This window comes from Streptococcus pacificus (assembly GCF_016481305.1).
In the GTDB taxonomy this organism is placed as follows: domain Bacteria; phylum Bacillota; class Bacilli; order Lactobacillales; family Streptococcaceae; genus Streptococcus; species Streptococcus pacificus.
In genome coordinates this window covers 169,286-182,458 of sequence record NZ_JAENBO010000001.1, presented here as the reverse complement: position 1 = coordinate 182,458, position 13,173 = coordinate 169,286, and the positions used below count along the sequence as shown (strand labels likewise).

The following is a 13,173-nucleotide window of genomic DNA, read 5'->3' as shown; positions in this document are numbered from 1 at the left end:
ATCTAAAATTTTATACTGATTTTAAGCAACTGTCAACTATTCACAGTAAAATAGGCGATTTCTAAAAGGTTTTTGACAGATTTTTCTTTTTAAGTATCATTTATTGACTAAGAAAATCCTTGATTAATTGACTAGGCATTCTACCTCCCACCTCAATAATCGTCGTTGCCACCTCTTCATATAAGGCTTGTCTTTTTAAAAAGAGATGATAAAGCTCTTCTTTTTTCAGTGATAAAAATAAAGGACGATTAGTCTTACTATCTTGTTTTAAACGGTCATAAAGGGATTCAAAATCTAATCGTAGAAAAATAACAGCCTCTGCCTGTTTTAAAAGTTTTCGATTAATGGCTTTTTCAACAATTCCGCCACCAGTAGCAATAATCTGATCTGTTGTTAACAATTCTTGTAGGATTTCTGATTCTCTTTGTCTAAATAGGTCTTCTTCTCCTTGATCAAAGTAATCACAAATAGGACGTCCATATCTTTCTTCCAGATAATCATCCATGTCAATAGCATCTTTTGACCAAGCTTTAGCTAGGGTTGTTTTTCCCGATCCCATAAAACCAATTAAAAACTTAGCCATCAATTAAACCCTCCAAATCATTGAAAAAATTAGGATAGCTGGTTTTAATAGCATCTTCTCCTGTTAAATGAACCTGTCCAGATGAAACAATCAAAGTAGCAATCACAATCATCATGGCAATCCGGTGGTCTTTATGGCTATCAAGTGTCGCACCATGTAAAGCTGTTGGACCATTAATCACCATACCATCATCAGTGGCATAAATATCAGCTCCCAGAGCTTTCAAAGAAGAGACAATAAGTGCAAGGCGATTACTCTCTTTGACTTTTAGTTCTTTTGCATCTTTAATAATCGTTTGCCCCTGGGCTTGAGTTGCCAATAATGCAATAATTGGCAATTCATCAATCAAACGTGGAATGATGGCTCCAGAAATAGTGGTGGCTATTAACGATGAGGATGAAACTGTTAGGCTTGCAGATTGATTTTTCTCATCATGATGTGAGATAAAGAGCTTGCCACCCATATCTTTAATAACATCCAAAATACCCGTTCTTGTTGGGTTAATCCCAACATTGTCTAATCTGATTTGACTATTTGGAACAATTAAACCCGCTACCAACCAAAATGCCGCACTTGAAATATCACCAGGTATTGTTACTTCTTGTCCTTTTAGTTTCTCTTTACCATAGACACGAATAGTTTTCCCCTCACAATCAATTCTGCCACCAAATTGCTGTAACATCTCCTCCGTGTGATTTCTCGTCAGTTCTTTTTCAACAATCACACTCTCACCTTGGGCTTGAAGAGCAGCAAAAATCAGGGCTGATTTGACTTGGGCAGAGGCAACTGGCAAGTGATAGGTTATCTTGGAGAGATTTCTTGACCCTTTAAGGGTCAAAGGAGGAAACTGTTTTTTTTCATGACCAGAGATAGAAACTCCCATTTGCTTTAATGGGGTCACAATTCTATCCATCGGACGTCTCGATAAACTCTCATCTCCAACCAAGTCAACCTCAAAAGGAGAACCAGCTAAAATTCCAGCGATTAGACGCATGGATGTTCCTGAATTGCCCATATCTAATGAAACATCAGGTTGTTTCAAACTTTCAAAACCGTTACCAATAATCTTGATGAGTTGACCTTCTTTAATGATAGAAACTCCCATCTCTTGAAAGGCTTTGATGGTTGCTAACACATCTTCACTTTCTAATAATCCTTTAACAAGCGTTGTCCCATGACTGATGCTTCCAAACATAATGGCTCTGTGACTGATTGATTTATCACCAGGAACGCTCAAGTTCCCTTTTAAAGATAAAACATTTGTTTTTAATTTCATCGCTATTTCCTTGTTGTTATTTAAGATGACTTATCTTTTTTACTTACTATTTTGGAGATGATAAACAAAAACACCTAAAATGTGAGAGAAAAACTCAAACATTAAGATGTTTTCATGTCTTTTTTATTCTGCTAATTCTTGTAATGGTTTAAAGATAATTTTTTCAATGTCTTGAATATAAACAGATAATCGTTGTTGATTGTCAAAGAAGTTTTTAAGGAGATCATTTTTTTCAATTCTTTCTCCTAATTCTTGCATAGCCTTTTGCTCTTCTTCACCAGGCATTTGACCAGTTGTCATCATGGCTTGAATTTTTTGTTGGGCTTCTAAAAATTCTTCCCATAGCGCTTTAGCATCTGCATTAGCATCCACTTCTTTTTTTGCAGCAACGACTGCTTTGTATTCGTCTAAATCACGAATACCTCTCTCAAGCGAATTAGCAAGGTCATAAATATTTACTGACATGTTGTTCTCCTTTATGATAAGTCTGATTAATCAAATGATTAATAATCTGTCTCCATTATATCATAAACATACCATTTTAACCGATTTCATTCGGTTTTTAGTGATTATTTTCATTTTTTATCGTCATCATCCCTTTAAAATGATGTTAAGCCATCTTGATAGCATTTAAAGGCCTTCTTTAATGCTGTCATATTATCGGAAGAAAATTGTTCTAAAATTTCAGTGGCAAGAACGGTTGCAATGACATTTTCCATAACCACTCCAGCCGCTGGTAGTGCCGTTGTATCACTTCGTTCAACACTGGCCTTATAAGGTTCATGGGTGTCGATATCAACTGTCATTAGGGGCTTATAAAGGGTTGGAATAGGTTTCATCACTCCCTTTATAATTAAGGGTTGACCATTAGTCATTCCACCTTCAAAACCACCCAAGCGATTGGTTTTACGGCGATAACCGGTTTCTTTTTCCCAAATAATCTCATCCATTACCTGACTACCAGTGAGATGAGCGGTTTCAAAACCAAGCCCAAATGCCACCCCTTTAAAGGCATTAATCGAGAGTACTGCCTGTGCTATTTTCCCATCTAGTTTTCGGTCCCACTGAACATAAGAACCAAGTCCAGCTGGTGCACCTAAAACAATGGTTTCAATAACACCACCAAGAGTGTCGCCTTTTTTCTTGATCTTGTCAATATGGTCTTTAATAGTGGTTTCATAATCAGGATTAGTGATGGATAGGTCTGATTGTCTTGCCTGGGTTTTTATCTCTTGATAGGTCAAGTCATCTGAAAGGTCAATCGTGATCCCTCCAAAAACAGTAACATGATGAAATACCGTTATTGACAATTCTTCTAAAAGGCGTTTAGCTACCGCACCAATCGCCACTCTCATCGCTGTTTCACGCGCACTAGAACGCTCTAGTGTATTTCTTAAATCAGAAAAACCATACTTCATCCCGCCGACTAAGTCAGCATGACCAGGTCGAGGCTTGGTTAACTGACGTAAGTGCTTTTTACGTTCATCAATCTCATGAATAGCCATGACCTCAGACCAATGGTCAAAATCCTTATTAGTCAAGGTTAAAGTGATTGGGCTTCCCAAGGTAAGACCATGCCTAACACCAGATGTGATTTCAATCTGATCAGACTCAATCAACATTCGAGCGCCTCTACCATAGCCCTTTTGCCGTCTTTTTAATTCCTTATTAATATCAGCAACACTCAATGAAAGTCCCGAAGGAATCCCTTCAATAATTGCAGTTAAACGTGGGCCATGAGACTCACCTGCTGTAAAATATCTCATCTTCTCTCCAAATAGTCTCTAACTTCTTCTATTGCCATTGACTCAATCCTTGCCTGACCTATTTCTGGGACGACAACCAGTTTCAACCGATTACCAGAAACTTTTTTATCATGCGTGATGGCTTGATAAAGGGTTTCTTGATCCCAATTGGATGTCACAAGTGGTAAGCCAAATTTATGACACATGGCTTCAATTTCTTCACTAAGCCCCGTTGCTGCCAGTCCTTTTTTTTCTGCTATTCTAGTGACCTGTATCATCCCTAACGCAACAGCCTCACCGTGATAAATCTCACCATACCCGGCCGTTTGTTCTAAAGCATGACCGATTGTATGACCAAAATTAAGCAAGTGTCTTAATCCAGTGTCGTATTCATCAGCCAGTACCAATTCTTTTTTAACTAAACAGGAATGATAAATCAATTGGTCAGATGCTTCTAAGATGTCTTCTCTTGTCCCCGACATTTCCTCTAATAATTGCCACAATGTGGTATCAGCTATCAAGGCACACTTAATGACTTCACCCATTCCTTCAACCAATTCACGCTCACCTAGAGTGTTTAAAACTTCTGGGTCAATGAAAACCCCATCAGGTTGGTAAAAAGTGCCCAGTAAATTTTTTGCATTTTTTGTATTGACACCCGTTTTACCACCAATAGAAGCATCAACTTGAGCGATAAGACTGGTTGGAATTTGTAAAAAATGAAGTCCTCTCATATAAGTTGACGCAACAAATCCTGCGATATCGCCAACAACACCGCCACCAAGAGCAATAATGCCATCAGTTCTAGTCATGCCAAAACGAGATAAAAAGTCATAAATCTTCTCAACGGTAGTGAGATTTTTTTGCTGTTCACCAGCTAAAAAATCAAAAACAGCGACTTGAAATCCCTGACTTTCCAACTGTAGTTTCACATGTTCAGCATAGAGACTAGCCACACGATTATCTGAAATAATGACAATTTTTTGTTTATCCCATAGTGTTTTCACCCATTCACCCACACGGTAAAGACCATTTCGTTCAATGAGAATCTCATAAGGATGACTAGGAAGATTTACCTCTATTTTCATATGCAGACTCCTTAATGTGTTTGACAATGACTTTCTAATAAGGGCCAAATCTCTTCTACAGGCATTTTTCCCCCCGTCCATAATTCAAAAGAAAGGGCCGCCTGATATAACAGCATTCCTAAACCATTTAAAGTTGTTAACCCTTGTTGTTTTGCATAAGCAATTAACGGGGTTTCTAGTGGATGATAGATAACATCAGCCACCAAGAGTTTTTTGGGCAATCGCATTTTATGACTTGGGAGCGCTAAGCTTTTACCATCCATACCTATACGAGTAGCATTGACCAATAAATCAGCACTTAAAATAATCTCTTCAAATAATTCTTTTTCAGCTAAAGAGTAGGTTAAAATGGTTGTTTTTGTCTTTTTAGCCAGTAACGTCATCCTTTGTTTTGTTTCATCCAGGTAAGACTCCTTGGTAAAAATAATAATTTTTGTCACACCCTCAATAGCTGCTTGCACAATAATAGCGGTAGCTGCGCTACCGCTACCTATTATAACCATTGTTTTTTCTTTAATAAGGAAATGAACCTGATCTTCTAGGCTTTTTAAAAAACCTAAACCATCTGTATTATAACCAATCAGCTGTCCCTCTTTTAAACAAATCGTATTCACAGCACCCATTAATTGTGCTTCATTAGAAATACTGTCAAGAAAAGGAAGAACTGCCTGCTTATAAGGCATAGAAACATTTAAACCAAACATATCAAAGCGTTTGATGGTTTCTAATGTTATTTCAATATCAGAAGAAAGCAATTCAAAAGCAAGGTACATCCCATTAATACCTGTCTTTTGAAAGCTGAGATTATGAATGAAAGGTGATAAGGAATGTTTTATAGGATTTCCTATCACTGCAGCTAGACGGGTTTTCCCATCAATCAGCATCTAACATCTCCCTAATTTTTTTATAATGAATAAGTGAGATTTGACCAGAAGCGGTTTGAGCATCCATAAAGGTAAATGTCCAAGAACTTCCTGTCAAATGACCAGCCAAACGCGTTAGTTGCCCTAATTTTCCCATTGAAATCGTTACATAATCTTGTTCAGGATTTAGAGTTTTAAACCCTCTTGTCAGATTCATAAGATCTAAAACATCTTGCTCACTCTTAGGAGTAACAGCAATCTTAACCATTCGTGGACCTAAGGTTGTTAGCTCGGAAAACAATTCCATAATGTTTTCTGGTGTTTCTTCATAATTATGATAAGACAAGACCAGATTTGAAAACTCTAACATCTCTTCAAAGATTTCCTTATAAGAGAAATACTCAAAGTCGATATAATCCGGTGAATAAAGCGCTTGAATTTCTTTTAAAATGGCAACATACTCTTCAGGTGAAAGATTTACCATTCCACCTTCTTTTTGAGTTCGTAAGGTAAAAAGAATTTCAAAGCCTGAAAATTTTTCAAAAATTGCAGGAGCAACATCAAGAACACTGTCTTTTGATATAAAATCTGCTCGCCACTCAATAACATCTGCTCCTGAGAATTTTTCAATGTCCATTTGCTGGACTTCTTCAAACCCTTTTGGGGTAATTGTTACTACTGTTTTCATTTGTTCACCTTTATTGTAAATACTTTTAAATAATTACTTCTTTCATCATTTTTGTTTATTTTAAAATCAGATGGAAGTTGGTAGAGGGTCTCATAACTATGTTTTTGAGCACCAAACCCTTTTTCTAATTCTTTTTTAAATTGTGTCAAGCTAAGATTAGCAGCATTAGTTGAAGCAATAATTAGGCCTTGCTCATTTAATAATGGCAGCGACTGACTAATAAGTTGGTGATAATCTTTGGCGACAGAAAAAACCTTTTTTTTATTTTTAGCAAAGCTAGGCGGGTCTATAATAACAACATCATAAGTGAGTTGATGTCGTTTCGCGTACTTGAAAAAGTCAAACACGTCCATCACAATAAACCGATGATTCACTAGCTCGAAATGATTGGCTTTAAAATGCGCTATAGACATTTCCTTAGAACGATTAGCCAAATCAACTGATGTTGTCTCAACAGCACCACCCATACTAGCAGCAACAGAAAAAGCTGCCGTATAAGAAAAGAGGTTTAATATTTTTTTGCCACTAGAGAGATGACTGATTAGCGCTTCTCTCACCTCATGCTGATCTAAGAAGATACCAGTCATCAAGCCCTTATTTAAAAAGACTTGGTAGCTGACGCCATTTTCTAAAATAGTAAATGTTTCAGGTGCTTCTTGACCGTAAAGATGGGCTGATTGATAATCAATGCCTTTAAAGCGAATTTTTTCATAGGCTCCCTTGATTTCAGGAAAGATTTCTTTAAACGCTGCGACTATCTGTTCTCTTATCTGATAAACAAATAGATTGTACCAAGAAAAAACAGCATAATCATCATATAAATCAACGGTTAAACCACCAAAATTATCACCATCTTGATTAAAGACACGAAAAGCCGTTGTTAAATCAGATTGAAAATAGTAGCTCCGCTCTTTTTTGGCTTTGTCAAAAAGCACTTTAAAATAGGTTTCATCAAGAGTAATTTTCTGATGAGAAAGGAACCAACCAATCCCTTTGTTTTGCTTAGAAAGATAAGCCATCCCAAGAAAATGTTGTGTTTTTGAAAACACTTCAACTAATTGATTATCAATTGATAAGTCTTTAAAATCATGTCCATCCAAGAGTTGAATGCCATTGTTAATTTTTTTCTCAATAAAAGTGTTAACAATCAGTTTATTCATACTCTATATTATAACAGAAATTTAATATTTTTCCTACAAAAAATTCTTGACTTCCTGTTGAAATCCCTATAAAACGGCAATAGTTTGATTTTTCAAACTATTCTATAACACTTCTAAATAATGACAAAATGATGACAGAATGCTAAGAAATGGTTTTCCTTTTTCAACTATTCTCATTTATGTTATAATTTAGAGTGAAACTCTTTTATGAATAGATCGAACGAGGAAATAATTTTGTGAAAAAAATGAAAAAAAATATTTTAAACATCATGAGTACTAGATTGGGGTTTATCTTCACATTAATTGTTTTTTACTGGTTAAAAACAATGTGGGCAAATACTGCAGATTTTGACCTTGGATTAGAAAATCCTTATCAACTCTTTTTAACCTTTATCAATCCAATTCCTATTAGTTTACTACTTATTGGATTGGCACTTTATATTAAAAATACTAAACTATTTTATAGTCTCACCTTAATCATATATACTCTAATCAACTTGCTTTTAATTGCTAATGCTATCTACTTTAGAGAATTTTCTGATTTCATTACCATCAATACCATGCTTGCAACTAGTAAAGTATCAGCAGGGCTTGGTGACTCTGCCATCAATCTCTTGCGTCCATGGGATTTGGTATATCTATTAGATGTTTTTTTACTAATCTTCTTATTTGTAAGAAAACATATTACCTTAGACTCACGCCCCTTCAATAAGAGAGCTAGCTTTGCAGTAACTGCTTTATCAGCTTTATTGTTTTCAATCAATCTTTTTCTAGCCGAAATTGATAGACCAGAACTCCTATCACGTGGTTTTTCAAATACTTATGTGGTTAGAGCGCTTGGTATCAATGCCTTTTTGGGTTATGATGCCAACCAAACCTATCAAACTCAAAAAGTAAGAGCAGAAGCAAAACCAGAAGAAATTGAAGATGTTAAAGCGTATGTTGATCAACACTATGCGACACCAGACCCTAACTATTTTGGAATTGCTAAAGGGCGTAATGTGATTATCATTCACCTTGAAAGTTTTCAACAATTCTTAATTGATTATAAGCTAAATGTAGATGATAAAGAGTACGAAGTGACCCCTTTTATCAACTCTTTATACCACTCGAATCAGACTTTTTCATTTGCTAATTTCTTTCATCAAGTAAAAGCTGGAAAAACTTCTGATGCTGAAACCTTGATGGAAACCTCTTTATTTGGTCTCAACCAAGGGTCGTTTTTTGTTCAGTACGGAGGAGATAACACACAACAGGCTGCGCCTCATATTTTAGCTGAAAATGGGAACTATACTAGCGCTGTTTTTCACGGTAACATCGCCACTTTTTGGAATAGAAATAATGTCTATAAAGCGCTTGATTATGACTACTTTTTTGATCAGTCTTACATGTCAAAAGCAACCGATGAAAATTCTTTCCAATACGGCTTAAATGATAAAATCATGTTTTCTGACTCCATTAAATACTTAGAACACATGCAGCAACCTTTTTATACCAAATTTATTACCGTGTCTAATCATTATCCTTATCAAAATCTTTCCGGTGATGAAGTTGGCTTCCCACTTGCTCAAACAGATGATGAAACCATTAACGGCTATTTTGCTACAGCCAATTACCTTGACTCTGCTGTTAAAAGTTTCTTTGACTATTTAAAAGCAAGTGGTCTCTATGATAATTCCATCATTTTATTATATGGCGATCATTATGGTATTTCTAATTCCCGTAATCCAAGTCTTGCTGAATTACTGGGCAAAGATTCAGAAACTTGGTCTGAATATGATAATGCCATGCTTCAAAGAGTTCCTTATATGATTCATGTTCCGGGAACTGATAAAGGCTTTATCAGTGAAACTTACGGTGGTGAAGTTGATAATTTGCCAACCCTACTTCACTTATTAGGGATTGATACTAAACAATACATCCAATTGGGACAAGACTTACTTTCAAAAGACAACAGTCAAATTGTTGCTCTAAGAACGTCTGGTTACTTTATCACACCACACTATACCAGCTATGGTGGTAGACTTTATAATACTATCACTGGTGAAGAGATTACCAATCCTGATGAAAACACAAGTCTTGTTATTGATGAGATTAGAAATAAAGCCAAAACACAATTAGATATTAGTGATAGTATTCAAACAGGTGATTTGTTACGCTTTTACAATGATAGTGGTCTAACACGCGTTGACCCTTCAGTCATTTCTTATAATGATTCTTTTGAGATTTTAAGACAAATTGAAGACGAGCTTGGCGACAAGTCAACAAGTCTTTATAACCAAAATAATAATACTTCTACTCAGGATCTCTATAATGCTCCAAGCTATAGTGAACTATACCCTGACTTAGATGAAGATACAGAAAATGATGAGAATACTGCTCAATCAAATACGACTGAGTAATAGCGTAGTTACAATACACAATAAAAGAAGCTAGGACCAAGTGCCCTAGCTTCTTTTATGTTTTCTTATTAACCACCTAGGTAGGCTTTTCTAACTTCGTCAGACGTTAATAAATCTTGACCCGTTCCAGATAGAACAATTTTACCAGTTTCTAAAACATAACCTCTATCAGCAATTGACAAGGCCTTATGAGCATTTTGCTCAATCAGTAAAATCGTTGTGCCTTGTTTTTGAATATCTAAGACAATATCAAAAATTTCTTGAATGAAAATTGGGGCAAGACCCATGGAAGGCTCATCAAGAAGCAACAATTTAGGTTGACTCATCAATGCTCTTCCCATGGCCAGCATTTGCTGTTCACCACCTGAAAGAGTCGCAGCATCCTGATTTTTTCTTTCTTCTAATCTTGGAAAGCGAGAGAAAACTTTTTTCAAATTCTTTTGATTTTCCTCACGATTAGTCTTTAAAAAAGCACCCATTTCTAGATTTTCCAAAACCGTTAAACCAGAAAAAACATGGCGTCCTTCTGGTACTTGTGATAGACCAGAGGCGACGATTTTTCTTGCAGGCACTCTATGAATAGGATTTCCAAGAAAGGTAATTTCTCCTTGACTTGGTTTTACTAGTCCAGAAATCGTTCTAAGAATAGAGGTCTTTCCAGCACCATTTGCGCCAATCAGACTAACAACTTCTCCTTCATTGACTTCAAAGGACACATCTTTGACGGCTTCAATCACACCATAACTAACAGATAAATTTTTAACAGTCAACATGTCTACCCCTCCTCTCCTAGATAAGCCTCTATCACACGCTTATTAGACTTAATTTCCTCAGGTAATCCGTGTGCAATCAAGCGGCCATACTCTAAAACATAAATCCTCTCAGTGACTTCCATAACAAGACTCATGTCATGTTCGATAAGGATAATGGTGATATTAAATTGTTCTTTCACCTGTCTAATTAAGCTAGTCAAATCGGCTGTTTCTTGCGGATTCATTCCTGCTGCAGGTTCGTCTAAAAAGAGAATTTTAGGATCCGTTGCTAAAGCTCTAACAATCTCAAGACGTCTTTGTTGACCGTAAGGAAGATTCTTAGCTAAATAATCACTGTACTTATCAAGATCAAAAATAGCTAACAGGGACAAAGCCTTCTCTTTTAGTTCTTCTTCTTTATGATAAAACTTAGGAAGTCTTAGTAAAGAGGTTACAAAACCTGAACTTTTATTGTTAGCCATACCAACCAAGACATTATCTAAAACGGTCATATCTTTAAATAGACGAATATTTTGAAATGTCCTTGATAAGCCTAAGGAAGCAATTTTATAAGGCGTTTTCCCATTCAATTCAGTCCCATCTAAAACAATACTACCTTCAGTTGGTTCATAGACTCCTGTTAACAAATTAAACAAAGTTGTTTTTCCGGCTCCGTTTGGTCCGATAAGACCCACAAGCTCACCCTTGTTAAGTTCAATACTAACATTCCCAACAGCCGTTAAACCACCAAAGTTCTTGGTCACATTTTTTACTTCTAGAAGTGCCATTATTTTTTGCCCTCCTTAACATTCTTAGTAAACCATTTGGACAACATTAATTCTTTTGTTCCCAAAAGCCCACCTGGTCTAAAGACCATAACAAGTATCAATGCTAGTGAATAGATAATCATACGTAGTTCAGAAACATTTTGGAGAAACATATTTAAAATCCCAAGCACAAGTGCTGCAACAATTGTTCCTGTAACAGAACCAAGACCACCTAAAACGGCAATAATCAAGTATTCAATTGATTTCATAACGGTAAAGTCTTTTGGAACAACCGTTCCAATATAACCTACATAGAGTGACCCTGCAATACTAGCAGTCATTGCCGCAATAACAAAGGTCAAAACCTTAATATTTGTTGTGTTAACTCCCATTGATTCAGACGCAATTTCATCTTCTCTAATGGCAATGACTTGACGCCCTATAGGACTCCTTAGATAGTTCAAGACTAAAATCGTAATCAAGGCCACAAAGATAAAAACAACAGGCCATGTGGTATATTGAAGAATACCAGATAATCCAGCAGCACCATTAGTTAATTCCCCACCATTGACAATAATAATTCTGATGATTTCTGATGCTCCTAATGTAGCAATCGCCAAATAATCACCTTTTAAACGTAAAGTAGGAATCCCAATAATAAGAGCAACTACTGCTGCAATTAAAACACCAACAGCCATTGAAATATAAAAGCCAAGATAAGTAGGCATTGTTTTGGTTAAAATAGCCGTAGCATAAGCTCCAATGGCCATAAAACCGGCCTGACCTAGAGAAAATTGACCTGAAAAACCAAGTACTAGGTTAGTTCCAAGAGCCATAATCATACTGATACCTATCCCCATTAAAATTTGAAGATAGTAAATACCTAATAAACCTGTACTAGATAAAATAGCAATTAGTGCAAAAACAGCAACAACCATAAGGCCCCAAAGAAGATTGATTTTAAGATTCTTTTTCATCATTACACCTTCTCTTTCACGTTTTTACCAAAAATACCTGCTGGTCTAACTAGTAAGATAATGATTAAAACGGCATAAACAACGGCGTCTCGATAACTTGATAAACCAAATGAAACCGAAAACGTTTCTAATAGACCAATAACAAAGCCACCAATAGCGGCACCAGGAATAATGCCAATGCCACCTAAAACAGCAGCCACAAAGGCTTTAATCCCAGGCGTCATTCCCATAAGCGGATCAATCGAATTATAATAAAGTCCAATTAAAACACCTGCGGCACCAGCTAAGGCAGATCCTAATGCAAAAGTAAAACTAATGGTACTATTGACATTAATGCCCATTAACTCTGCTGCATCACTATCAACTGAAACCGCACGCATGGCTTTCCCCATTTTTGTCTTCTTAACAATAAATTGTAAAAGAATCATTAGTAATAAAGAAACGCCTAAAATGGTTAACTGAACGTTTGTAATACTGATTGGCCCAAAATTATATTTAACGGTTTCTAAGGCTTGAGGAAAGGCCCTTGTATTTGCTCCAAACAGATAAACCATCCCATATTCTAAAAAGAACGAGACACCAATTGCTGTGATAAGAGCTGCAATACGTGTTGAATGACGAAGAGGGCGATAGGCTAAGAATTCTATGAGAACACCTAAGGCAGCTGTGATTAACATTGTAATAATAAGGGCGACAAAAAAATTCATTTTGAATTGATTGATCAGATAGTAACCGATAAAAGCTCCCATCATATACAAATCACCATGGGCAAAATTAATCAATTTAATAATACCGTATACCATAGTATAGCCCAATGCTAATAGGGCATAAACACTACCTAAAATGAGCCCATTAACAAGTTGTTGAAGCAT

Annotated in this window: 13 protein-coding genes; 1 reads left to right on the top strand and 12 read right to left on the bottom strand. The window is 36.1% G+C overall.

Going from position 1 to position 13,173, the window contains the following annotated elements; all coding sequences use genetic code 11:
- Nucleotides 1-100: 100 nt before the first annotated feature.
- The 8 genes from JHK62_RS00875 to JHK62_RS00840 form a co-directional block, all read right to left on the bottom strand.
- A complete protein-coding gene (locus JHK62_RS00875) occupies nucleotides 101-583 on the bottom strand; it encodes a shikimate kinase (RefSeq protein WP_199574801.1) in 483 nt (160 codons plus the stop codon).
- Nucleotides 576-1,859 carry a 3-phosphoshikimate 1-carboxyvinyltransferase gene (gene aroA, locus JHK62_RS00870; RefSeq protein WP_199574800.1) on the bottom strand — a complete coding sequence of 428 codons (1,284 nt, stop codon included), beginning with the start codon at nucleotides 1,857-1,859 and terminating at the stop codon, nucleotides 576-578. Before aroA ends, JHK62_RS00875 begins: the two co-directional genes overlap by 8 nt.
- Before the next feature lie 123 nt (nucleotides 1,860-1,982).
- Entirely contained in the window at nucleotides 1,983-2,324 is a 342-nt protein-coding gene (locus tag JHK62_RS00865) for a YlbF/YmcA family competence regulator (RefSeq protein WP_199574799.1), read from the bottom strand.
- A gap of 134 nt (nucleotides 2,325-2,458) precedes the next feature.
- The gene (gene aroC / locus JHK62_RS00860) at nucleotides 2,459-3,625 is read right to left on the bottom strand and encodes a chorismate synthase (RefSeq protein WP_199574798.1); all 1,167 of its coding nucleotides are present in this window, start codon (nucleotides 3,623-3,625) and stop codon (nucleotides 2,459-2,461) included.
- Entirely contained in the window at nucleotides 3,622-4,692 is a 1,071-nt protein-coding gene (aroB, locus tag JHK62_RS00855; protein ID WP_199574797.1) for a 3-dehydroquinate synthase, read from the bottom strand. Before aroB ends, aroC begins: the two co-directional genes overlap by 4 nt.
- Nucleotides 4,693-4,703: 11 nt before the next feature.
- Nucleotides 4,704-5,576, bottom strand: a complete 873-nt coding sequence (aroE, locus tag JHK62_RS00850; RefSeq protein WP_199574796.1) for a shikimate dehydrogenase — start codon at nucleotides 5,574-5,576, stop codon at nucleotides 4,704-4,706.
- A complete protein-coding gene (gene aroD, locus JHK62_RS00845) occupies nucleotides 5,566-6,243 on the bottom strand; it encodes a type I 3-dehydroquinate dehydratase (protein WP_199574795.1) in 678 nt (225 codons plus the stop codon). Before aroD ends, aroE begins: the two co-directional genes overlap by 11 nt.
- Nucleotides 6,240-7,403 (bottom strand): class I SAM-dependent rRNA methyltransferase, encoded by a 1,164-nt coding sequence (locus JHK62_RS00840; protein WP_199574794.1) that lies wholly within the window; start codon nucleotides 7,401-7,403, stop codon nucleotides 6,240-6,242. Before JHK62_RS00840 ends, aroD begins: the two co-directional genes overlap by 4 nt.
- Nucleotides 7,404-7,639: 236 nt before the next feature.
- On the opposite strand from JHK62_RS00840, the gene JHK62_RS00835 reads away from it, so the two are divergent.
- Nucleotides 7,640-9,805 (top strand): sulfatase-like hydrolase/transferase, encoded by a 2,166-nt coding sequence (locus tag JHK62_RS00835; protein WP_199574793.1) that lies wholly within the window; start codon nucleotides 7,640-7,642, stop codon nucleotides 9,803-9,805.
- Nucleotides 9,806-9,873: 68 nt separating this feature from the next.
- Here the strand turns inward: JHK62_RS00835 and JHK62_RS00830 are convergent, their stop codons facing one another.
- Genes JHK62_RS00830 through JHK62_RS00815 form a run of 4 tightly spaced genes read right to left on the bottom strand, consistent with a single transcriptional unit; the run spans nucleotide 9,874 to nucleotide 13,173 of the window.
- A complete protein-coding gene (locus JHK62_RS00830) occupies nucleotides 9,874-10,578 on the bottom strand; it encodes an ABC transporter ATP-binding protein (RefSeq protein ID WP_199574792.1) in 705 nt (234 codons plus the stop codon).
- 2 nt (nucleotides 10,579-10,580) lie between these two features.
- Nucleotides 10,581-11,345 carry an ABC transporter ATP-binding protein gene (locus JHK62_RS00825; RefSeq protein ID WP_199574791.1) on the bottom strand — a complete coding sequence of 255 codons (765 nt, stop codon included), beginning with the start codon at nucleotides 11,343-11,345 and terminating at the stop codon, nucleotides 10,581-10,583.
- Complete coding sequence (locus JHK62_RS00820; protein ID WP_425507442.1) at nucleotides 11,345-12,262, bottom strand: branched-chain amino acid ABC transporter permease; 918 nt, start codon at nucleotides 12,260-12,262, stop codon at nucleotides 11,345-11,347. The genes JHK62_RS00825 and JHK62_RS00820 overlap by 1 nt, the downstream gene beginning before the upstream one ends.
- 41 nt (nucleotides 12,263-12,303) lie before the next feature.
- Complete coding sequence (locus JHK62_RS00815; protein ID WP_199574790.1) at nucleotides 12,304-13,173, bottom strand: branched-chain amino acid ABC transporter permease; 870 nt, start codon at nucleotides 13,171-13,173, stop codon at nucleotides 12,304-12,306.